Origin of the sequence: Halobaculum marinum (assembly GCF_029338555.1) — an archaeon.
In the GTDB taxonomy this organism is placed as follows: Archaea; Halobacteriota; Halobacteria; order Halobacteriales; family Haloferacaceae; genus Halobaculum; species Halobaculum marinum.
Map to the genome: position 1 here is coordinate 1546302 of NZ_CP119989.1, position 21065 is coordinate 1567366.

Sequence of the window (21065 nt, forward strand, 5' to 3'; positions counted from 1 at the left end):
CGTCCGCGGTGTCTCCCCGCCGTGGCCACGGCGACCTGGTGCGGTCACCCGTCGATCCGTTCGTACGCGGCGGCGACGGCGTCCTCGGCGGTCTCGGCGTCGGGGTAATGGGCGAGGTGGGAGTCGCACCCGCAGTCGGAGGCGCCGAACCCCGGGATGGGGCCGTCAGCGAGCGCGCTCGCGAGACGGCACTCCTCGTCACGACCGCCGCCGACGCGCTCGACCCCGACGAGGGACACGCTCGGGTGGCCACCGAGGTAGTCGACGTGCCAGTGCCGGACGTCGTGCTCGCCGGCGGCGACGCGGCGGTGGCGGTCGACCCGCGAGAAGCCGCCGCTCCCGAGCGCGCTGCCGGTGTACGCGTAGCCGCCCGCGGGGAACTCGTGGGTGCCGAGCGCGCCCACCGCGACGGAGCATGACTCCGGGACCGCGAACACGAGCGTGTAGGTGCCCGCGTCGATCACGAATCGTCGGCGTAGGCGGCGTCGGTTGACTCGGCGGAGTCGGCGAGCGTCGTCTGGACCGACCCGCTGCGCTCGTGTTCGAGCAGGCGTCGCTTCAGTTCGGGGCCACCCTCGGCCGAGAAGCCGCCGACGCCGTCGGCGGCGACGACGCGGTGACACGGGATGAGCAGCGGGATGGGGTTGCGCCCGCAGGCCGCGCCGACCGGTTGGGGTGCGTTGCCGAGGTCGGCCGCGAGCTCGCCGTACGTCCGCGTCTCGCCGTAGGGAATCGTCGACATCGCGCCCATCACGCGACCGGTGAAGCCGTCGGGGTACCGGAGCGGGAGGTCGAACTCGCGGCGACTCCCGTCGCGGTACTCCCGGACCTGCCGTCGTATCTCCGCCGTCGGCGCGTCGACGTACGCCGCATCGAGCGTGATCCGGCCGCCGGGAACCCCCACCGTCACCGGGTCGCGCTCCCTCGCCGCGTTCGCCGTCGGATCCATGTCGGCACTCACGCGTCGGAGGTATTCAACCCCGCGGCGCCCCGGCGCCGGAGCGAACCGACGGGAGCGTTTTTGCCGACAGCGGGCGAATGACGCCGTATGCGACATCCGGCCGACAGGCTCGCGGCACTCCCGGACGCGGCGTTCGCCTCGTTCGCGGAACGCCTCGGGGGTGTCTGGCCGGAGTACGAGGCGAGCGCCTCCCCGGTCACCCCTGAGGGAACCGTCGAACTCTCGCTGGTCCGCGAGCGGAGCGTGGTCCACGACCGGGCCGACCCTGACCGAGCGGTCGTGAGGCTGTGCCGGGCCGATATCGACGTGGACGCGGTGAACGACTTCGCGGTGTTCGCCGCCGAGCGCGGCCTCACGTTCGCGGTGTTGGCGACGGTCGGCGAGGTCGACCCGGACGCCACTCGCCGCGCCCGCTCGGCACCGGTCGACGTGTACGACGGCGTGGGCATCGTCTCGCTCGCGCGAGACGCCGGCATCGCCATCCCCGGCGGCGGCGGAATCGACGCCGACGCCGACACCGACCCCGAGCGCGAGTCGGGGACGTGACCCGCGTCGCCGTCGGCGTCGAAGTCGACGCCCCGCCCGCGACGGTGTGGAGCGTCTTGACCGCCTTCGACGCGTACCCCGACTGGAACCCGCTCGTCCGGCGAGTCCGCGGCCGCGTCGAGGAGGGGCGGCGCCTCCGGGTGGTGATCACCCAGCGGGGCGTGCCGCCAGCGGTCATCGCACCGCGAGTGACGCGCGTCGTCCCAGAGCGGGAACTGTCGTGGCGGTCGGCGCTGCCGGTTCCGGGCGCGTTCGACGCGACCCACCGGTTCCTGCTGGAGCCGTTGGACGGGGGCGAGCGGACGCGCTTCACCCAAGAGGAGACGTTCGGCGGGGTCGCGGGCGCCGCGGTCCCCCGCGCCGTCCGCGACCGCCTCCGGGCCGGCTTCGCCGACATGAGCGACGCCCTCAAGCGCCGGGCCGAGTCGGCGATTCCCGTGTGCGACTCGGACCGGTGACACACTCGCGGAGGTGGGGACGACCGGAACCCGTAAGCGCCGTCGTGCCCGACATCGACCAACGTGGACGACACCGTCGAGTGGCTCCGCTCGCGCCCCTACTACGAGGGACAGGTCGCCGACAGCCGCACCCTCCCGGGTCGTGAGGCGGCTTTCGCGGACGTGGACCTCGAACCGCGGCTGGCGAGCGCGCTCGCCGACGACGGCATCGACTCGCTGTACCGCCACCAGGCCGAGGCCGTCGAGGCGGTGCGCGACGGCGGCGACGTGGTCCTCGCGACCCAGACCGCGAGCGGAAAGTCGCTCGCGTACACCGTCCCAGCCTTCGAACGCGCGATGGACCACGGCGGCCGGACGTTGTACCTCGCGCCGCAGAACGCCCTCATCGCCGACCAAGAGGAGACGCTCTCCGAACTGGCCCACGGGCTCGGATTCGGCTCTCGGGTCTCCGTCGCACAGTACACGGGACGGCTGTCGAAGTCCGAGAAGCGCGACGTGCGCGACCGCCAGCCGACCGTGCTCCTGTCGAACCCCGACATGCTCCACTACGGACTGCTCCCGTGGGCGTACAAGCACTGGGAGTGGTTCTTCGGGTCGCTGGAGACGGTCGTCATCGACGAGGTGCACGGCTACCGCGGCGTGTTCGGGAGCCACGTCGCGCTGGTGATGCGCCGCCTCAACCGGATCTGCGAGCGATACGGCGCCGACCCGCAGTTCGTCTGCTGCTCGGCGACCATCGGCAACCCCGTCGAGCACGCCGCGCGCGTCACTGCTCGGCCCGAGTCGAACTTCACGCTCGTCGACGAGGACACTTCCGCGCGGGGGCCGCGCCACTGGGTGCTGTGGAACCCGCCGGAGTACACCGGCGAGCAGGCCGACCGCCAGTCCGGACGGCGAAAGTCCAGTCACACCGAGACGAAGCGACTGTTCTGCGACCTCGTGCAGGAGGGGTACCAGACCCTCGTGTTCACGAGGGCGCGCCAAACCGCCGAGCGGTACGCGACCGACTCCGCGAAGGAGTTGCGCCGCCGCGGCGAGCACGACCTCGCGAACCAGATCGAGGCGTACCAGGCGAGCCTCACGAACGAGCGTCGCCGCGAGATCGAACGTGGCCTCCACTCCGGCGACGTGGCCGGCGTGTGGTCGACGAACGCGCTCGAACTCGGTGTCGACGTGGGCGGGCTCGACGCGGTGATCCTCGACGGCTACCCCGGCACCCGGATGTCGGCGTTCCAGCAGGCGGGGCGCGCAGGGCGGGGGACCGACGACGCGCTCGTCGTCATGGTCGGCGGCGAGGACCAACTGGACCAGTACCTGATGACGAACCCGGACGACCTGTTCGAGGGCGACCCCGAGCGCGCGATGGTCGACCCAGAGAACGGCGAACTCCTCCCCACCCACGTCGCCAGCGCCGCCGACGAGAACTGGCTCCGTCCGGAGGACGCGAGCCACTTCGGCGACACGTTCGAGTCGGTCGTCGAGTCGCTAGAGGCCGACGGCACCCTCGAGCGGATGGACACCTCCCGCGGCGACCGCTGGACGTACGACGGTCCCGGCAGCGCCCAGCACTCGATGAGCCTGCGTACCATCGACGACCGCGAGGTCGACCTCATGGACGCCCGCAACAACGACACTATCGCGTCGCTGTCGTTCGGCGACGCCCTGCGCGACGCCCACCCGGGCGCCATCTACCACCACCAGGGCCAGACGTACGAGGTGGACGAGTTGGACCTCGACAAAGACGTGGCCCGCCTCCGCCCGACGTGGGCCGACTACTACACGCGCGTCCTCACCGACAAGGACGTGACCGTCAACGAAGACCTGCGCTCGCGACCGCTCGACGCCCGTGAGGACACCGAGGTCCGGTTCGCGGACATCACCGTCACCGAACAGATCACGGGGTTCGAGCGCAGGGACGGGTCGACGGGCGAGACGATGGGCGCGGAGATGGTGGACCTCCCAGAGACGGAACTGCGGACGCGGGCGCTGTACTACACCGTCCCCGAAGACGTGGAGCGCGAGATGCGCGAACTGGCGAGCGACGCCGGGCGAGGCGAGGCGGGATTCAACGGCGGCATCCACGCCGCCGAACACGGCTCCATCTCGCTCATGCCGCTGGACCTGTTGTGTGACCGGGCGGACATCGGCGGCGTCTCGACGCCGTTCCACCCGCACACGGGTCAGTCGACGGTGTTCATCTACGACGGCTACCCCGGGGGAGTCGGGCTCACTCGGGAGTCGTACCGGTCTGCCGACCGCCTCCTCGCGCGGACGGCGAAGATGATCGCGGCGTGTGACTGCGCCGACGGCTGTCCAGCGTGTGTCCAGTCGCCCCACTGTGGCAACGCGAACGAACCGCTGTCGAAGCCCGAGGCGGTCACCCTGTTGAACGCGCTCGCGGGGACCGACGAACCGATCCCGTCGGTGGAGTAACCGGTCGACACCCGATCGGAAGCGTGATATCATCTATCTGATTAATATTGCCTATATCGAAAAGCGCCGATTTCGAGAGGTACAACAGCTGTTGTACCATATTTTCACTCGCAGCGGAGTAAACTTCGAAAAGTCTTAAGTGTCGGCTATGGGTACTCACAGGCGGCTCCACTACGGAGGAACGATGATGAAGGACACGGAACTCAACAGACGAGACGTACTGAAGGGCGCTGGTGGCGTCGGCGCCGCCGGCATGCTCGGACTCGCAGGCTGCATGGGCGGCGGCGGTGGCGGCAGCGACGCGCCCGTCGAGGTCCTGCACGGCTGGACCGGCGGCGACGGTGCGACCGCCGCAGAGGCGCTCGAGGAGGCGTTCAACGAGGCGCACCCCGACACCGAACTGGACATGAACCCCATCGGCGGGGGCGGCAACCAGAACCTGGACGCCGTCGTCGCCAACCGCCTGCAGAACGACAACCCGCCGAGTTCGTTCGCGAACTGGCCGGGCCCCAACCTCGCACGCTACGAGGGCGTGCTGGGCGACGTCTCCGACCTGTGGGACGAAGCCGGCTTCACGGACTCCCACGTCGACGAGGCGGTCGACCTGCACCAGTACAACGGCGCGTTCCGCGCGGTGCCGCTGGGCTCGCACCGCCTGAACTGCCTGTTCTACAACAGCGCGGTCGTCGAGGAGGCGGGGGTCGACCCCGAGTCGCTGACGAGCGCGGAGGACCTGCTCGGTGCGCTGGAGACGGTCGCCTCCGAGACGGACAAGATCCCAATGACCCACGGTGGGAGCGGGACCTGGACGAAGGCGCAGCTGTTCGGCGTCATGCTGCTGTCGACCGCAGGCTACGACAGCTACATGAGCTTCGTCGACGGCAGCCCGAACCGCGACGACGTGGTCGGTGCGCTCGACGCGCTCGCGACGGTGTTCGAGAACTACATCAACGAGGACTCGGCGTCCATCGGGCTGACGGAGTCCAACCAGAACATCATCGAGGGCGAGGCCGCCTTCATCCACCAGGGTAACTGGGCGGCTGGCGCCTATCGGAACGCGGAGGGCTTCGACTACAACGAGGACTGGGGCTTCAAGACGTTCCCCGGCACCGAGGGGATGTACACGCTCCACTTCGACTCGTTCCTCTACCCGTCGAACAACCCGAGCCCCGAGGGGACGCGGACGTGGCTCGAGTTCGTCGGCGGTCCCGAGGCGCAGATCGCGTTCAACCAGTACAAGGGCTCCATCCCGACCCGGACGGACGTCGACAAGAGCGAGTTCGGGCCGTACCTGCAGGAGACGATGGACGACTTCGCGGCTGCCGAGCAGCGCCCGCCGAACATCCAGCACGGGCTGGGTATCTCCGCGGAGCAGCGCTCGCAGCTCAACGACGTGATCGCCAGCGAGTTCTCCGGCCCCTACAACGTCGAGGCCGCCGCAGACGGCATCGTCGACGCCGTCTCCAACTGAGCGCGTTCCCATGCGCGAGTTTCTTTCGAGTATCCGAACACGGCTCCGACGCGCCGGGCGCGGCGGAGACAGTGACGACACCGACGTGACGACGGCTGGTCGCGTCGCGACCGACGGCGGCACCGCCGCGGGCGGTGCGGCCGGTGCGGCGAAGTCGGGCGGGTTCCTCGACCGTCTCGACGAGCGAGTCGGCGAGGACTTCACGGAGTCGGCGGTGTTCTGGCTGCCGCCGTTCCTCCTGATGGGGCTGTTCGTCTACGGCGCCATCGCGTGGAACTTCGTCATCTCGCTGACCGACTACCAGGGGTTCGTCGGGCCGGACTACTCCGACCTCGACTTCGAGATGTACGTCCGGGCGGCCAACGACGCCGGCGTCATCGAGGCGACGATCAACACGTTCCTCCTAGTCGTCTCGTTCACCGCCATCGCGTTGGCGTTCGGGCTGGTCCTCGCGATCCTCGTCGACCGCGACATCCGCTTCGAGAACACGTTCCGCACCATCTACCTGCTGCCGATGAGCCTGTCGTTCGTAGTCACAGCGCAGTTCTGGCTGTGGATGTACAACTACAACAACGGGGTCGTGAACATCCTCCTCGGGGCCGTCGGGATCGGCCCGATCAACTGGATCGGCAACTCCCAGATCGTCCTGTGGGCGGTGGTGTTCGCGCTGGTGTGGCAGTTCTCCGGGTACACGATGGTCGTGTACCTCGCTGGCTTACGCGCCATCCCGAACGAGCACTACGAGGCCGCCCGTGTCGACGGCGCGTCGACGCTGAAGATGTACTGGCGGGTGATCATCCCGCAGTTGAAGGGGTCGACGATCAGCGCCGCCATCGTCCTGATGGTGTTCGCGCTGAAGGCGTTCGACTTCCTCTACTCGCTGGTCAGCGGCTACCGCCCGCCGAACGGCACGGACATCCTCGCGACCAAGATGGTCCGCGAGGCGTACAGCGTGAACAACTGGGCGTACGCGTCGGCGATCGCCATCATCCTGTTTCTGATGGCGCTGTCGATCATCGGCCCGTACCTCTACTACCAGTACAGCAAGGGTGAGCTATGAGCGACGCACAATCGACGGACAGTGAACAGTCGGGTGCCCTCGCGGGCGTCCGTGAAGACCTCGCAGGACTCGACGGCTACCGCGTCGCGCTGTACGCGACGGTCCTCGGCCTGACAGCGTTCTATCTGACGCCCATCGAGTCGGGGCTCGTCACCGCGTTCAAGACGAACCCCGAGGGCGTCTCCTCGACGCTGCCGTTCGCGCCCCCGCCGGGCGAGTTCTTCACCCTTGAGAAGTGGCAGACCGCCATCTCGGCGCTGGGCCGCGGGATGGTCAACAGCGCGCTGTACGCCGTGCCGGCGACGATCATCTCGGCGCTGCTCGGCTCCTTCGCCGCCTACGGCCTGACGCAGGCCGACTGGAAGGCGCGCTACAAGGCGCCGATCCTGGCGCTGTTCGTCGCGGCGATCTTCATCCCGTACCAGGCGGTGCTCGTCCCCCTCTCGCAGTTCTGGGGCACGGTGCCGCTGGCGGAGGTGCTGGCGCCCGTCTGGGCAGTCGGCGTCCCGCGAGCGTACACGGGCGTGGTCGAGTTGATCATCACCCACGTCGCCTACGGGATCCCGATCTGTATGGTCCTGTTCCGCGGCTACTACACGACCGTCAGCGAGGAGATGATCGAGGCGGCGCGCCTCGACGGCGCGACGTTCGCGCGGGTGTACCGCCGGATCGTCTTCCCCATCTCCACGCCGATGTTCGCGGTCGTGCTCATCTACCAGTTCACCCAGATCTGGAACGACCTGCTGTTCGCGCTGATCCTCGTGTCCACCGAGTCGAGTCCGGCCGCGCCGGTCGTGCTCATCCTCGCTGGACTCGGGGAGTCGCAGGAGGGGCAGGACTTCGCGCTCCGGATGGCCGGAGCGTTCGTGGCGGCGCTGCCGACGCTCATCGTGTACATCCTGTTCGGCGACGAGTTCGCCGAGGGGGTGGCGACGTGAGGTGCGCGGTCGAGCGTAGCGAGACCGCGCCCACGAGCGGTGAGCGTTGCGAACCGCGAGGCGAGGCCGACCGCAGGGAGGCCTCGAAGCGAACGGGGAGCGTAGCGACCCGTGAGCGGCGCGAGGCGCGAGCGAAGCGACCCGCGACCGCGACCGACGCGAACCGCGCGACGACCGCAACACCGACGGTAGCGGCCGTCGATACGACCGACGACGATCGCTTCGCGCCGACGCGCGGAGCACACGGAGGGATCTGACATGGCACGACTCGAACTCGACAAGGTACGGAAGGTGTTCACCGACGACGACGGCTCCGACATCGTCGCCGTCGACGACGTGACGGTCGACATCGAGGACGGGGAGTTCCTCGTCCTCGTCGGGCCGTCCGGCTGTGGGAAATCGACGACGCTGCGGATGGTCGCGGGACTGGAGAGCGTCACCGCCGGCGACATCCGCCTCGGGGGGCGCTCCATCGTGGGCAAGAAGCCCCAGAACCGGGACATCGCGATGGTGTTCCAGTCGTACGCGCTGTACCCGCACATGACGACGCGCGAGAACATGTCTTTCGGGCTGGAGGAGTCCACGGACCTCTCCGACGAGGAGATTGCCGAGCGCGTCGAGAACGCCGCCGACCTGCTGTCCATCCCGGAACTGCTCGACCGGAAGCCGTCCGAGCTCTCCGGCGGGCAACAGCAGCGCGTCGCCCTCGGGCGCGCCATCGTGCGTGAGCCCGAGGTGTTCCTCATGGACGAGCCGCTGTCGAACCTCGACGCGAAACTCCGCTCGCAGATGCGGACGGAGCTCCAGCGGATCCAAGAGGACCTGGGGACGACGACGATGTACGTCACCCACGACCAGACGGAGGCGATGACGATGGGCGACCGCATCGCCGTCCTCGACGGCGGGGAACTCCAGCAGGCCGGCACGCCGCTGGAGTGTTACCACCGCCCGGCCAACAAGTTCGTCGCGGGGTTCATCGGCGAACCCGCGATGAACTTCTTCGACGGGACGGTCGAGGGCGACACGTTCGTCGCCGACCGCTTCGAGTACCGCCTCACCGACGAACAGCGCGAGGCCGTCGCCGGCGCCGACGGCGTCACCCTCGGAGTGCGACCGGAAGACGTCGAAGTGACGGTCGGTGCGACCGCAGCCGACAACCGGGAGTTCGAGACGGTCGTCGACGTCGTCGAGCCGATGGGCAACGAGAACGCGGTGTATCTCGGCTTCGAGAGCGACCCGACCGACCCGTTCGTCGCGACCGTCGGTGGGATGCGTCAGATCGACGGCGGCGAACACGTCGTCGCGCGGTTCCCTGAGGACGCGATCCACCTGTTCGACGCCGCCTCGGGGGAGGCGCTCCACAACCGCTCGCTCGAGGAAGACACCGAAGTCGAACCGCGGGTCTGAGCGACGGCGCCACGGTGTTCTCCCTCCTCCGCGCCGGCCCACGCGTCGCGTCGGGACTGCGTACCGGGCGACGAGTCAGACGAAACTGAGAACGATACCGACGGCGATCAGTGCGAAGATGACGAGCGTGACGATCAAGAAGAACTGGTCGGAGCCGTCCATGCCCACGTCTACGCACGCGACGGGCTAAACGTTCCGCCACCCCGGACGGCTACACGTCGGCGCCGAGGTCGTCGAAGCCGCGGGTGCGGAGGTACGCCGCGGCCACCTGGAGGAACACCCCGAGCGCCAGCGCCGTGACGGCGACGGTCGCCACGCTGGGCCCCACGCCGGTCGGCGCGTAGGGGTTCCCGCCCCCGGCGGCGACCCACGCACGGACCGTCTCGACGCCCCCGAACCCCAGGAGGACGAACGTGTACGTCGCGGCGGTGGCGATCCCACCGGTCGCCAGCCCCGCCATCGAACAGAGGTCCTCCAGGGTGAGCACCGAGTGGGCGGTGTGTTCGTCGAAGTCGTCGCCGCGGGCGAGGCGGAACGCGGCGACGACGACGAGTCCCACGCCCGCGACGGCGATGACGCCGACGGCGACGAGCGCGACGACGCCCACCTTCGGGGCGGCGGTGGCGACGGAGTCGCCGAAGTAGGCCGCTCTGAGATCCGCCGGGAGGAGCGCCAGAACCGGGAACACTCCCGCCAGGAGGGTCAGCAGATAGCTCTGGAGCGTTAGCTTCCGCGTGACAGACTGTTTGAACCAGCCGAATCGTTGGTAACGCGCCCGTTCGTAGGTGGAGTCCGACAGGAGGGCGGCGGCGATCGGGTCGTCACTGGTCATTGACGAACGTAGCTCAGATGGCCAGTGGGTATACGGCTTGTCGCAAGGTTTGGCCCGATACTCGTCACGTTGCTCCCGCTCCACGTCTGACTAGGAGCGCCCTACGTTCCCGGAAGGAGAATCTTACCGCGACAGCGGCCGTCGCGCGCGTCGTCGCCACGGCCCGCCGGGTCGTCCCTGGCGGTCGGGGTCGTCGCTTCCGGCGTCAGGGGCGTTATCGGCGGCGGCCCCCTCCGTGGGGTATGGAGGATGCGACACGATGACCGACCCCGGCGTCGTCCCCGGCGGTCGGGTCAGACACGGCACCGGCGTCACCTCGACGCGGGCGTTCCCGACGGAGGCATACCCTCACAACCTCGATCCGTTCGTGCTGTTCGAGCGGTTCTACATCGACCCGGAGGACGGGTTCCCGATGCACCCGCACAAGGGGTTCGAGATCGTCTCGTACATGCTCGACGGCGGGATGGAACACGAGGACTCCCTCGGCGTCACACACACCGCCCGCGAGGGCGACGTCATGCGGATCACGACTGGAAGCGGGATCCGCCACTCGGAGTTCCCCGCCGACGGCGACGCCTGCAACGGACTCCAGTTGTGGGTGAACCTCTCGCGGGCGCAGAAGGACGTGGAGGCCGACTACGAGGACGCCGACGCGAGCGACCTCCCCACCGCCGACCGCCGCGGCGCGACTGTCACGACCGTCGTCGGCGAGGGGTCGCCCATCGACCTGCACACGCCGATGGAGTACCTCGACGCCCGCGTCACCGGCGCGTGGACGTGGGAGGTCCCGGATGACTGGGTGGGGTTCGTCTTCGGCGTCGACGGCGACGGCTCCGTCGACGGCGACGACTTCGGCGTCGGCGACGTGCGTCCGGTCACGGACGCCCGGGCAGTCGACCTCGCGGCGGGGGACGACAAGGTGTTCCGCGTCGCCTGCGTCGCCGGGCGCCCCCACGGTGAGCCGATCCGACAGCGCGGGCCGTACGTCCTGTGACCCCCCGGCGCCGGTGTGTAAGCGATCCTACGTAAGCCGGTTTCAGGGAACGCTCTTTGGGGTCACGACCGTACGACGAGACGCACATGAGCTACGAACTCGATCCGCTGCCGTACGACTACGACGCCCTCGAACCGCACATCTCCGAGCAGGTGCTCACGTGGCATCACGACACCCACCACCAGGGCTACGTCAATGGCTGGAACTCCGCCGAGGAGACGCTCGCCGAGAACCGCGAGAGCGGCGACTTCGGTTCCTCCGCAGGAGCCATCCGCAACGTGACGCACAACTCCTCGGGTCACATCCTGCACGACTTGTTCTGGCAGAACATGAGCCCCGAGGGCGGCGACGAGCCGTCGGGCGCGCTCGCGGACCGCATCGCCGAGGACTTCGGTTCCTACGAGGCGTGGAAGGGCGAGTTCGAGGCCGCCGCCGGCAACGCCTCCGGCTGGGCGCTCCTCGTCTACGACACGTTCTCGAACCAGCTGCGCAACGTGGTCGTCGACAAGCACGACCAGGGTGCGATCTGGGGCGGCCACCCGATCCTCGCGCTCGACGTCTGGGAGCACTCGTACTACTACGACTACGGCCCGGCACGCGGCGACTTCGTCAGCGCGTTCTTCGAGGTCGTCGACTGGAACGAGCCCAGCGCCCGCTACGAGCAGGCCGTCGAACTCTTCGAGTAACTCCGCCCGATCCGGGCGGCGCGACCGCGCCACTCGACCCCTCCTCCCTCACGACCGCCGGCGACCGACCGTGGGCACGGACCGTCGCCGCCGACCGCGGTCCTCGCTTCTTCGACCCGCTGACGCTCGCGGCGACGCAAGCGCCCTCTCGCCGGCTTACGCCTCCTGAGTGCGCGCCAGATCCGCGAACTTCTTGCGCACCTTCCGGATCTTCGGCTCGGCATTGAACGTGCAGTAGCTGTCGCCGGGGTTCTTCTCGTAGTAGTCCTGGTGGTACTCCTCGGCCTCGTAGAACGCCTCCAGCGGCTCGATCTCGGTGACGATCTCGTCGTCGTAAGCGCCCTCCTCAGCCAACTCGACGACGAAGCGCTCGACGATGTCGCGCTGCTCGTCTGTCTCGTAGAGGACGATCGAGCGGTACTGCGTGCCCACGTCGGGGCCCTGGCGGTTCAGCGTCGTCGGGTCGTGGACGGTGAAGAACACGCCCAGCAGGTCGGCGTACGTGATCTCCTCGGGGTCGTACTCGACGCGGGTGACCTCCGCGTGGCCCGTCTCCTCGCGGCACACCGCCTCGTAGGTCGGGTTCTCGACGTGGCCGCCAGCGTAGCCGGAGGTGACCTCGCGGACGCCAGCGAGCTCCTTGAACGCCGCCTCGGTGCACCAGAAGCAGCCGCCGCCGAACGTCGCCGTCTCGGTGTCGCTCATGGTCGTGAAAAGGGTCCGGTGGCGGTTAAGGCTCCCGCAGGCGGCGATCAACCCTCGTATCGACGCGGTGGCTCACTCCTCGCTGGGCGCCACACCTTCGAAGTACCGGTCGTAGTGAGCCGCACAGCCGGGGTTGAACGCGGTCGCACACTCGGGGCACGCAAAGTCGGCGTCGAGGTACGCGTGCACCGAGAGCCGCGCCCCACAGCCACCGCACAGGACCGCCGGGTCGTCGAACCGGTCGCGGGGCCACGGCTCGGCCCCGTGGTCGGCGACGGCGTCGTGGCAGGCCGCACACGGGAAGAAGTCGCCGCAGCAGCCGAACCGTAACGCGATCACGTCCGTCGGGCCGGCGTAGTGGGCACAGCGGGTCTCCGGCCCCACGTTGACGCCGCGGACGGTCGTGCCGTGGACGCGTGTTCGCACGATCACACTCCCGGGCACGCGAGTGAAAACCGTTGTGAGCCCCTCGGAGTCGGGTTATCACGTTCCTTACAATGAGCACGGGGGCACTGTGAACTGGTACTCGCGGGGGTGGCTCCGACCACGCCGCCGCGAGTCGGGGGGAAGGTCCCCCAAGACCCGCCGTCGGACGCGACGACGGGGCCCGGTCGGCCCTTCATGGACACTCCGGGCGGCCCGACGGGGCCGCCCGACCCCCCACCCGCAGAGCCACGGCACTCGGGGGCTCAGCGCGTGCCGGCGTCGACACCTCCCGTCGCGGATCAGCCGATTCGGCGGATGATACCCGACGAGTAACAATACTCGAACCCCGCGTTCGGTAGGACACTCGCAGACGGGGTTTGTCGCCACCCTGGACGCGAGTGACGCCCGAGCGACACTCGGTGGTCGACGCACGCGCGGCGGCCACACAGGTGCTCGGACGACCCGCCGACAGCGGCTCCCCGGCCGACTGTCTGCCATCGCATCGCACCACACCCGGTCGCGTCCTCCACGGCGCGACCGACTCCGGTTTCGGCTCCGCGGGTGACTCCAACCCGTCACCCGCGTTCTTTCACACGACCAGCCACGGCCAGTGCGACCGACACGGACGGTCAGTGCGACCGACACGGACGGTCAGTGCGACCGACACGGGTAACACGCCCACGAGCAGCGGTGCTCGCAGGTAATCCGGTCGCGTCGGTCGTCAGTCGTACTCGTCGGTCACGTCGTCGCCGTCGACCACGATCCGGTAGCCGTCGTCGGCGCCGTCGATTTCGACTGACACGACCGTCCCGGTGATCACGAACGCGTCGCCGGAGTTGCTACCTGTCGAGCCGCTTATCGTCACGGTGCCGTCGCCGTTGTCGACGACTTGGTCACCGGAGTCGGCGGCGACATCATCGGTCATGGTCTTCTCGGCGGTCCCCTCGACCACGATTTCGTACTCGAACTGGTTCTCTTCGGTCGAGAGGACTTCGAGGATCACCTCCGAATCAGCGGTGTCGTCGTCGCTGTCGTCGGCATCCCCGTCGTCACCGTCGTCCGCATCGTCGCCGTCGTCGGTGACGATACCGCTCGACACCGAGTCACCGTCGACCAGTACCTCGTACCCATCGTCGGTACCACTGATCTCGACGGACACGACCGTCCCGGTGATCGTGAACGCGTCACCGGAGTTACTGCCCGTCGAACCGCTAATCGTCACGGTGCCGTCGCCGTTGTCGACAACTCGGTCGCCGGAGTCGGCTGCCACGTCCTCGGTCATGGTCTTCTCGGCAGTGCCATCGACCACGATTTCGTACTCGAACTGGTTCTCTTCGGTCGAGAGGACTTCGAGGACTACCTCCGCACCAGCCGTGTCGTCGCCGCCGTCGTCATCGTCAGCGTCGGCGCCATCGTCCGTGACGATGCCGCTCGACACCGAGTCGCCGTCGACGAGCACCTCGTACCCGTCGTCGACGCCGTCGATTTCGACGGACACGACCGTCCCGGTGATCGCGAACGCGTCACCCGAGTTGCTACCGGTGGAGCCGGTGATGGTCACAGTGCCGTCGCCGTTGTCGACGACTCGGTCACTGGAATCGGCGGCGACATCTTCGGTCATCGTCTTCTCGGCGGTCCCCTCGACCACGATTTCGTACTCGAACTGGTTCTCTTCGGTCGAGAGGACTTCGAGGATGGCTTCCGATTCACCGTCGTCGCTGTCGTCGTCACCGTTGACCGGTGCGTACTCGTCGGTCACGTCCTCGCCGTCGAGCACGAGTTGGTAGCCGTCGTCGACGCCGCTGATCTCGACGGAGACGATCCGACCGGAGACGGTGAAGGCGTCACCCGAGTTACTGCCCGTCGAACCGCTAATCGTGACGGTGCCGTCGCCGTTGTCGACGACTCGGTCGCCGGAGTCGGCGGCGACGTCTTCGGTCATCGACTTCTCGGCGGTTCCCTCGACCACGATTTCGTACTCGAACTGGTTCTCCTCGGTCGAGAGGACCTCCAGCGTCGCGTCCTCGAGGTCGCCGGCGTCGCCACCGTCGCCCCCGTCGGTCGGGCCGAGCGGGACGAAGGTGCCGTCGCGGTCGACGGTCGCGACGAAGCGATCACCGGTCACCGACCCGTCGGCCTCGAACGCCCACCCGGCCCCGTTGTAGCGCCACAGGTCGACCTCGCTGTCCGTGTAGCCGGCGCTGTCGAGGTCGTACACCACGCGGAGCGAGGCGGGGAGTCGGTTCGCGACCAGCGCCTCGTCGGCGACGGGTGCCCCGGCGGTGGCGGTCGGGAGGGTGTCGCTCTGTACCGTGTCGAGCCAGAAGGGGTCGTCCTCGTCCGCGTCGACCTCGGCGGCGCCGCCCTGCATCGTGACGCGCACGTCGTCGACGCTGACGCGGGTCAACTCGATCGACCCGTCTTCGACGTCGATTGCGTGGCCTCCGTTGTCGCGGATCGTGACGTCGATCAGGCGTTCCCCGCTCGCGTAGTCGCCGTAGATTCCGGATCCGCCGTTGTTCTCGATGATCGTGTCCCGGATCGTGTTTCCGTTGTACGTGTCCGACAGCGTGATCCCGTGGCCAGCGTTGTCGGCGATGTAACTGTCCCTGATCACGTTCTCCCCGACGTCGTCGCTCATGCGGAGCGCCCCGCGGTCGGACCTGTCGGCGCCGTTCCCGGTGAGTTCGGCGTCGGTGAAGGTGATCCGCCCGACGTTCTGGGCGAGGTACAGTCCGACCTCGTCGTTGTCGGTCGCGGTGAGGCCGTCGACGCTCCCGTCGTACGTCTCCCAGAAGTAGAAGCCGACCCTGTTTCCGGTCGCCGTAACCGCTCGCACCTCGATGTCGCGAGACTCGGTGAACGAGATGCCGAATCTGTTATCGCTCGCGGTAACACCGAGGACGCGTACTCCCTCGACGCCCTCGTCGATGTTCGTCCCAATCTCGACGCCGTCCTGCCAATCGGTGACAGAGATGTTCCGAACGGTGACGTTCGAGAGCGGACCGTCGGCGACGCCGTCCGGGGTGCCTTCGTACGCTAACACTGCCGTGCCGACACCGTCTCCGGTCACCGTGTGTCCGTTCCCGTCGAGCACGACGTCCGACGACCGAACGTGGAGGCACGCCCCGGAGATGTCCGCGGTGATGTCGTCCGCGAGTCGGTACACCCCTGGCTGGGTGATCGTCGTGCAGGAGTCGATCGTCGTCGCGGTCTGCAGTTGCCCCCCGTCCGTGCCGATCGACACGGTAGGGGTGGTGCCGACCGCGACGGGTGCGACCCCGACGACAACCGTCACGGCGACGACGAGCGCGACGGCGGCGGTCCGGCGCAGTCGGGACGACTGGCTCATCGCGTCCCTCCGCGGTCGTCGCCGGGACAGGCGATCGAAGTCAGACGGATCCGGGGCGACGTTCGGTCCGTCGGTCGCCGGTCGACACCGCGGGCGATCGTGCTCGTGTCGAAGGTGGTGACGTACGCCATGGGTGAGTCGCCCGCGCGTGGTCCACCCGGGCGCGGGAGCAAACCGTACGCGAATTGATCACTAAGTTATGACACTCGTTCGACTCATCGGCGAGCGCAGCCGATGGGGCCGGCGTCGCGTGGTGAGCGCTTACTCCGCGTTCCTGGCCGCCGAGGATCCGAGCGCGAGGTCGGGACACTCACGACGCAGTCCGTCGGTAGTCTCGGGTGAGTCTGCGATGCGAACGGCTTACGGATGCAACTCGGTAGATTCCGTGATACTGCCGCCGCAGCGACCGTCGTGACCGCCGCGAGTGACTCGCGAGCGTTGCCGTGTGAGGAGTGACCGCGAGGAGAAGCCGGGGGCGGAATACGAAGGGAATGTTCGAATCCAGCCTACGGGTCGTTTTCAATCGAATCGGGAGAGGCACCGAACGCAGATGAGCCGGGACCACGCCGAGTACATCGAGACGCTCCGCGACCGCGTCGAAGAAGAGCGCGGGGACGAGATAGCCGAGGCGGACGCCGAACGGATCCTCGAGTTCAGCGATCAGTTGTACCTGCTGAAGAGTTCCTACTCCGACGCGCGCCACGAGAAGCTCCTCCGTCACATCGTCCGCATCGCCGAACACGTCGGGGGTGTCGCGGAGGCGCTGGAGGACCGTGACGCGGCCGAGGAGATCGTCCGTTGGATCAACCGAACCTACGACAACGAGGAGACGAACCGCGACTACCGCGTCGGCTTCCGGGTGTTCGCCCAGAAGGTGACCGACGGCGACGACGTGCCGGACAGCGTCGACTGGGTGCCGGCGACGACGTCCAGCAACTACGACCCCGCACCGAAGCCCAGCGAGATGCTCCACTGGGAGGAGCACGTCCAGCCGATGCTCGAGGAGTGCCAGAACGTCCGCGACCGCGCGATGATCGCGCTCCAGTGGGACGCCGGCCTCCGCGGCGGCGAGTTCAAGAGCCTCACCTACGGCGACGTCACCGACCACACGCACGGCCTCCAGGTGACCGTCGACGGGAAGCAGGGGCGTCGGACGGTGACGCTGATCCCGTCGGTCCCGTACGTGACGCGGTGGCTCGCGGACCACCCGACCAGCGAACCGGACGATCCGCTCTGGTGCTCGCTCCACCGACCGTTCGTGAAGCCGACCGACAGAGCCCTCACGAGCGCGATCGCGTCCGTCGCCGAGCGCGCCGGCGTCGAGCGGCCGGTCACGCTCACCAACTTCCGGAAGTCGTCCGCGTCGTACCTCGCCTCGCAGGGCATGAGCCAAGCGCACCTCGAACACCACCACGGGTGGGTCACCGGCTCGACCGCGGCGGCACGGTACATCGCCGTGTTCGCCGACGCGGCCGACAACGAACTCGCACGGATCCACGGGCGCGACGTGAGTGAGACGGAGCCCGATCCAGTCGGTCCCGTCGAGTGTCCGCGCTGTGGCGAGGACACGCCGCGAGAGCGGGAGTTCTGTCTCCACTGCTCGCAGGCACTCGACCCGACCGCGAACGAGCAGCTTGAAACGCTCACCAGAGCGCTCGAGGATCGCGCGGTCGCGGAGGGGGATTCGCGCCTCCTGGACGCAGCGCGGGAAGCGCGGGAGCGTCCCGCCTCCGCGCTCGCCGACGACAGCGTTCAAACGTTCCTCACCTCCGAGTCGGAGTCCGAGGACTGACTCATCGCCACGGCGAGCCGCTGGAGGAGTTCGTCGTCGGGGTAGTCCTCCGCGAGTCGCTGGAAGAGGTCTTTGTCTTCGTCGTCGCTCTCGTCGTTCGGGGTGGTGGGGGACGTGGACTTACTCATCGTCGTCACCTCCGGTCGGCTGGCCGGCGAAGCGGCCGTTCTCGTCTCGCTGGACGGTTCGCGCGGAGTCGGGGACCGGCCCGTTCGAGATCGGTTCGGCGCGGTCGGGGCGGTGCGGGCACGGGCCGTCGAGGTCGCCCCACGAGCGGCTCCCCCAGCGGGCGTGTCCGAACTCGGTGCCGTCGGGGCCGATCGAGACCCAGCGCCGGCAGATTCGACACTTGATGTTGCCCTTACGGTCCGGCGGGGCGGACTCTCGTGCGAGATGGGCGGGGAGGTCGTCGAGGACGTCGCCTGGAGAGCGTGGGACGGTGCTCACTGCTGATCACCGTCCTCGTGGCGCGGTAGAACGTACGCGGAGTGTCCCGTCGTCTCTCGGTGGCTCTTCGCTGTGGTCTCAGCCGCAGGCTTCCCTCGGTACCCACCGAGGCGACCGCAGGCGTCGTCGCACCACGTGATGTACTCTACTTCGTCTGTCTCAGGCTCGCCGCCGTCGGCGACGATCTTCCGGTCGGGTTCGACGTAGTCACCACTCTCGGGGAGCTCGCCCCGGTTCAGGTCCCAACGGAAGTAGAACCAGCGTACGTCGTCACAGTTGGCACACCAGTAGGAGGTGACGAAGCCGGAACTGGCGAAGTAGCGAACGATGCCGCAGTCCTCGCAGGCCGTCGCGACGGAGTGTGACTTGTACGAAGTCCCCCTCGTCCCGAAGGTCTTCTTCACCATCGGCCCAGTCGCACCACCCTTCCGCATCGAGAGCGGGACGTTGTAGCCGACGCACGGATCGCCGTATTCCCAGTCGTCACGGTCGCCGCAGTACCGGCGCTGCTCGATCTCTTGGCCGCCGTCCGTGACGATCCGTTCGTTCGCTGCTCGACACCCCTTCGCCGCCGCGATCTCGGCGCTCACGTCGCGGAACCACTCCCCCGCGAATGAGGCGCCGCCCTCGCTGTCGATCTCCAGCGAGACCTCGAACGCACGCCTCGCTGCCGCGCGCTCTTCTCGCAGATCTGCGAGTCGCTCCAGGCCACCGTCCGTCGCGACCCGGTGTGCGCCGTCGTCGAGGACGAACGCGATCTCGCGGAGCGTCACGGCGGCGACGTCGAACCCGCACGGCGCGAGCGTCGTCCGTCCGGGTCCGGCCGATGTAAGGCCGTGGTCCGCGAGCGCGCGTCCACAGTCGGGACAGTCGGTTCTCAGGGTGAGCGGTGCGTCCTCTCGTTCGGGGGTTTCATGGCCCCCCGTAGCGTCGTCGTACATGGCTTTCGTGCCTGCTTCACGAAGGCCCGCGCGGGCCCGTGCCTCTAACACGGGGTCCGCATTCTGCGAACCGGGACCCATCTGTGAGAGACGGGTCCGCGAAGTGCCTTCGCCACAAATGGTTCTGTAGGTGGGTGACTTAGTTCTTACCCACAGAACCATTTGTCTCTTAGACTGTATTGTTTGTCTGGGTGGTGCCATGAAAATAGTAAAGCGAGAGGCCAACACGGATTGGACCAATGCGGCCGCGCCTCGCTTCGTGGATGACTCCGGTTGATCGAGACATCCTCGAACTGCTCCAGAATCAGGACGGGAGGGAACTAGTCCTGACTCCGGGTGTGATCGAGGCCAACACAGATTGGGGGCGTCAGGCTGTTCGAGAACACCTGATGACTCTCCGCAAGGAGGGTCTGGTCGATTACGAGGACGAAAGCAGAGCCCTGTATCGTCTTTCAGAGAGGGGTCGGAATTACCTCGAAGGTCGTCTCGCTGTAGAGGAACTCGAGAACCGTGAAGAATGAGACACGGATACCCGCTCTCCGCGAAGCTGTTCATCGCCTTCGTGTTCGGCGGCACGTTCGCGCTGCTGGCGCTCGTGTTGTTCTGGCTCTGAGTCGCGAGCATCTGACTCACTCCGTGATCACGTCGAGGTGCAGTCCCAGCCGCTGGACCGTCGCCTCACACCACGCCGGGACGAAGCCGGATCCTTCGTAGATCGCTTCGTCTTCGTCGGTGACGCGGAACCGTTCGTGGTCGTCGCCGCGCCTGAGCGTCACTCCGACTTCGCTGGCGTGGTAGGCCTCTTCGTCGATGCTGAACCGGATCTCCGGCGCGTCGTCGTCGGTGTCCTGCGGGGACAGGACGCGATCTCTCGTCGACATCGAGCGAACGGAGTACCGTTTCGGGTTTGAATAGGTGAGAGAAGCCGACTATTTTCCGAACATTGGTGTAGAGAATCACCATACAGTGACGACTCGTGGATTCAGTCCCGGACAAAAATCCTAAAATTACGGCACTTCCGGACACGAATATTGTGGTAATCTGTGTTTCCGGCATGCTGTCTTGAATAATACACGTTCAGGCCGAACCACAATATGTATTAATAATAAACACTCAGATGCGAATTGATATTCCATGAGCGAGACTGCTGATGTTCCAGATCCATACATTCGTGACGGTCTGAGTAACCGGCCGGTTACGTCGGAGGTGATTCAGTCGGAGATGAGCTATGTAATTGACTCGTTAGTGAATCCGGAAGAAGCAGGCCAACGATCAAACGGTGTTAATGACTCCAATCAGGAACTCCGACGAGATCGATGGGAACGTCTCTGTGAAATCTATGACGAACTTGTTGAAGAGTTATCTGATAATGAGAGTGTCTATGGATTACAGATGGGCTATTTCAATGACGTTGGCGGACACCCGATTGGACTCGTAGTTGCTTTGCATCATAGCCCTTCATCCACACTTACAGGCAGGGTCCCGGATGACATTCTAACGCGAATTCGCGATGGACAAATCCAACTCGTAAAGGATAAACCCAGCTCGACAGAGCAGGTCAGAGTCTTTGGGTTCGCACTCCCGAAGATATCAACAGAGGCGTAGAGATAACTGTT

22 protein-coding genes are annotated in these 21065 nt (G+C 67.3%); 12 read left to right on the plus strand and 10 right to left on the minus strand.

Going from position 1 to position 21065, the window contains the following annotated elements; genetic code table 11:
* Positions 1 to 44: 44 nt before the first annotated feature.
* Positions 45 to 464 carry a GIY-YIG nuclease family protein gene (locus P0R32_RS07980; protein ID WP_276236419.1) on the minus strand — a complete coding sequence of 140 codons (420 nt, stop codon included), beginning with the start codon at positions 462 to 464 and terminating at the stop codon, positions 45 to 47.
* Positions 461 to 949 carry a methylated-DNA--[protein]-cysteine S-methyltransferase gene (locus P0R32_RS07985; RefSeq protein ID WP_276236420.1) on the minus strand — a complete coding sequence of 163 codons (489 nt, stop codon included), beginning with the start codon at positions 947 to 949 and terminating at the stop codon, positions 461 to 463. The genes P0R32_RS07980 and P0R32_RS07985 overlap by 4 nt, the downstream gene beginning before the upstream one ends.
* Positions 950 to 1048: 99 nt before the next feature.
* On the opposite strand from P0R32_RS07985, the gene P0R32_RS07990 reads away from it, so the two are divergent.
* From P0R32_RS07990 to P0R32_RS08020, 7 genes are all read left to right on the plus strand, one after another.
* The gene (locus P0R32_RS07990; protein ID WP_276236421.1) at positions 1049 to 1507 is read left to right on the plus strand and encodes a restriction endonuclease; all 459 of its coding nucleotides are present in this window, start codon (positions 1049 to 1051) and stop codon (positions 1505 to 1507) included.
* Positions 1504 to 1965 carry an SRPBCC domain-containing protein gene (locus P0R32_RS07995; RefSeq protein ID WP_276236422.1) on the plus strand — a complete coding sequence of 154 codons (462 nt, stop codon included), beginning with the start codon at positions 1504 to 1506 and terminating at the stop codon, positions 1963 to 1965. The genes P0R32_RS07990 and P0R32_RS07995 overlap by 4 nt, the downstream gene beginning before the upstream one ends.
* A gap of 63 nt (positions 1966 to 2028) precedes the next feature.
* Positions 2029 to 4398: a DEAD/DEAH box helicase gene (locus P0R32_RS08000; RefSeq protein ID WP_276236423.1), complete on the plus strand. Its 2370-nt coding sequence runs from the start codon at positions 2029 to 2031 to the stop codon at positions 4396 to 4398.
* A gap of 184 nt (positions 4399 to 4582) precedes the next feature.
* Entirely contained in the window at positions 4583 to 5869 is a 1287-nt protein-coding gene (locus P0R32_RS08005; protein ID WP_276236424.1) for an ABC transporter substrate-binding protein, read from the plus strand.
* A gap of 10 nt (positions 5870 to 5879) precedes the next feature.
* Complete coding sequence (locus P0R32_RS08010; RefSeq protein ID WP_276236425.1) at positions 5880 to 6929, plus strand: carbohydrate ABC transporter permease; 1050 nt, start codon at positions 5880 to 5882, stop codon at positions 6927 to 6929.
* Positions 6926 to 7867 (plus strand): carbohydrate ABC transporter permease, encoded by a 942-nt coding sequence (locus tag P0R32_RS08015; RefSeq protein ID WP_276236426.1) that lies wholly within the window; start codon positions 6926 to 6928, stop codon positions 7865 to 7867. The genes P0R32_RS08010 and P0R32_RS08015 overlap by 4 nt, the downstream gene beginning before the upstream one ends.
* Positions 7868 to 8125: 258 nt before the next feature.
* Entirely contained in the window at positions 8126 to 9274 is a 1149-nt protein-coding gene (locus tag P0R32_RS08020) for an ABC transporter ATP-binding protein (RefSeq protein WP_276236427.1), read from the plus strand.
* A gap of 211 nt (positions 9275 to 9485) precedes the next feature.
* On the opposite strand, the gene P0R32_RS08025 is transcribed toward P0R32_RS08020, so the two are convergent.
* The gene (locus P0R32_RS08025) at positions 9486 to 10106 is read right to left on the minus strand and encodes a hypothetical protein (RefSeq protein WP_276236428.1); all 621 of its coding nucleotides are present in this window, start codon (positions 10104 to 10106) and stop codon (positions 9486 to 9488) included.
* Between the two features lie 259 nt (positions 10107 to 10365).
* Between P0R32_RS08025 and P0R32_RS08030 the strand changes: the two genes are divergently transcribed.
* On the plus strand, positions 10366 to 11100 hold the full coding sequence (locus P0R32_RS08030; protein ID WP_276236429.1) for a pirin family protein: 735 nt from the start codon (positions 10366 to 10368) through the stop codon (positions 11098 to 11100).
* Between the two features lie 86 nt (positions 11101 to 11186).
* The gene (gene sod, locus P0R32_RS08035) at positions 11187 to 11786 is read left to right on the plus strand and encodes a superoxide dismutase [Mn] (RefSeq protein WP_276236430.1); all 600 of its coding nucleotides are present in this window, start codon (positions 11187 to 11189) and stop codon (positions 11784 to 11786) included.
* A 156-nt stretch (positions 11787 to 11942) separates the two neighbouring features.
* Here the strand turns inward: sod and msrA are convergent, their stop codons facing one another.
* The 3 genes from msrA to P0R32_RS08050 form a co-directional block, all read right to left on the minus strand.
* The gene (gene msrA, locus P0R32_RS08040; RefSeq protein WP_276236431.1) at positions 11943 to 12491 is read right to left on the minus strand and encodes a peptide-methionine (S)-S-oxide reductase MsrA; all 549 of its coding nucleotides are present in this window, start codon (positions 12489 to 12491) and stop codon (positions 11943 to 11945) included.
* A 72-nt stretch (positions 12492 to 12563) separates the two neighbouring features.
* Positions 12564 to 12917, minus strand: coding sequence for a CHY zinc finger protein (locus P0R32_RS08045; RefSeq protein ID WP_276236432.1), 354 nt, complete (start codon positions 12915 to 12917; stop codon positions 12564 to 12566).
* Positions 12918 to 13638: 721 nt separating this feature from the next.
* Entirely contained in the window at positions 13639 to 16269 is a 2631-nt protein-coding gene (locus P0R32_RS08050) for a right-handed parallel beta-helix repeat-containing protein (protein ID WP_276236433.1), read from the minus strand.
* 550 nt (positions 16270 to 16819) lie between these two features.
* Between P0R32_RS08050 and P0R32_RS08055 the strand changes: the two genes are divergently transcribed.
* Positions 16820 to 18061, plus strand: coding sequence for a site-specific integrase (locus tag P0R32_RS08055; protein WP_276236434.1), 1242 nt, complete (start codon positions 16820 to 16822; stop codon positions 18059 to 18061).
* Here the strand turns inward: P0R32_RS08055 and P0R32_RS08060 are convergent.
* From P0R32_RS08060 to P0R32_RS08070, 3 genes are read right to left on the minus strand one after another with little or no spacing between them, the layout of a single operon-like run.
* Positions 18022 to 18189, minus strand: coding sequence for a hypothetical protein (locus P0R32_RS08060; RefSeq protein WP_276236435.1), 168 nt, complete (start codon positions 18187 to 18189; stop codon positions 18022 to 18024). The two genes, P0R32_RS08055 and P0R32_RS08060, sit on opposite strands and share 40 nt — an antisense overlap.
* Positions 18182 to 18508 carry a hypothetical protein gene (locus P0R32_RS08065; protein ID WP_276236436.1) on the minus strand — a complete coding sequence of 109 codons (327 nt, stop codon included), beginning with the start codon at positions 18506 to 18508 and terminating at the stop codon, positions 18182 to 18184. Before P0R32_RS08065 ends, P0R32_RS08060 begins: the two co-directional genes overlap by 8 nt.
* Entirely contained in the window at positions 18505 to 19281 is a 777-nt protein-coding gene (locus tag P0R32_RS08070; protein ID WP_276236437.1) for a hypothetical protein, read from the minus strand. Before P0R32_RS08070 ends, P0R32_RS08065 begins: the two co-directional genes overlap by 4 nt.
* Before the next feature lie 407 nt (positions 19282 to 19688).
* Here P0R32_RS08070 and P0R32_RS08075 point away from each other — a divergent pair, with 407 nt between their 5' ends.
* Positions 19689 to 19970, plus strand: a complete 282-nt coding sequence (locus P0R32_RS08075; protein WP_276236439.1) for a helix-turn-helix domain-containing protein — start codon at positions 19689 to 19691, stop codon at positions 19968 to 19970.
* Between the two features lie 108 nt (positions 19971 to 20078).
* On the opposite strand, the gene P0R32_RS08080 is transcribed toward P0R32_RS08075, so the two are convergent.
* Entirely contained in the window at positions 20079 to 20330 is a 252-nt protein-coding gene (locus P0R32_RS08080; RefSeq protein ID WP_276236440.1) for a hypothetical protein, read from the minus strand.
* Between the two features lie 253 nt (positions 20331 to 20583).
* Between P0R32_RS08080 and P0R32_RS08085 the strand changes: the two genes are divergently transcribed.
* Positions 20584 to 21054 (plus strand): hypothetical protein, encoded by a 471-nt coding sequence (locus P0R32_RS08085; protein ID WP_276236441.1) that lies wholly within the window; start codon positions 20584 to 20586, stop codon positions 21052 to 21054.
* The last annotated feature ends 11 nt before the right edge of the window (positions 21055 to 21065 follow it).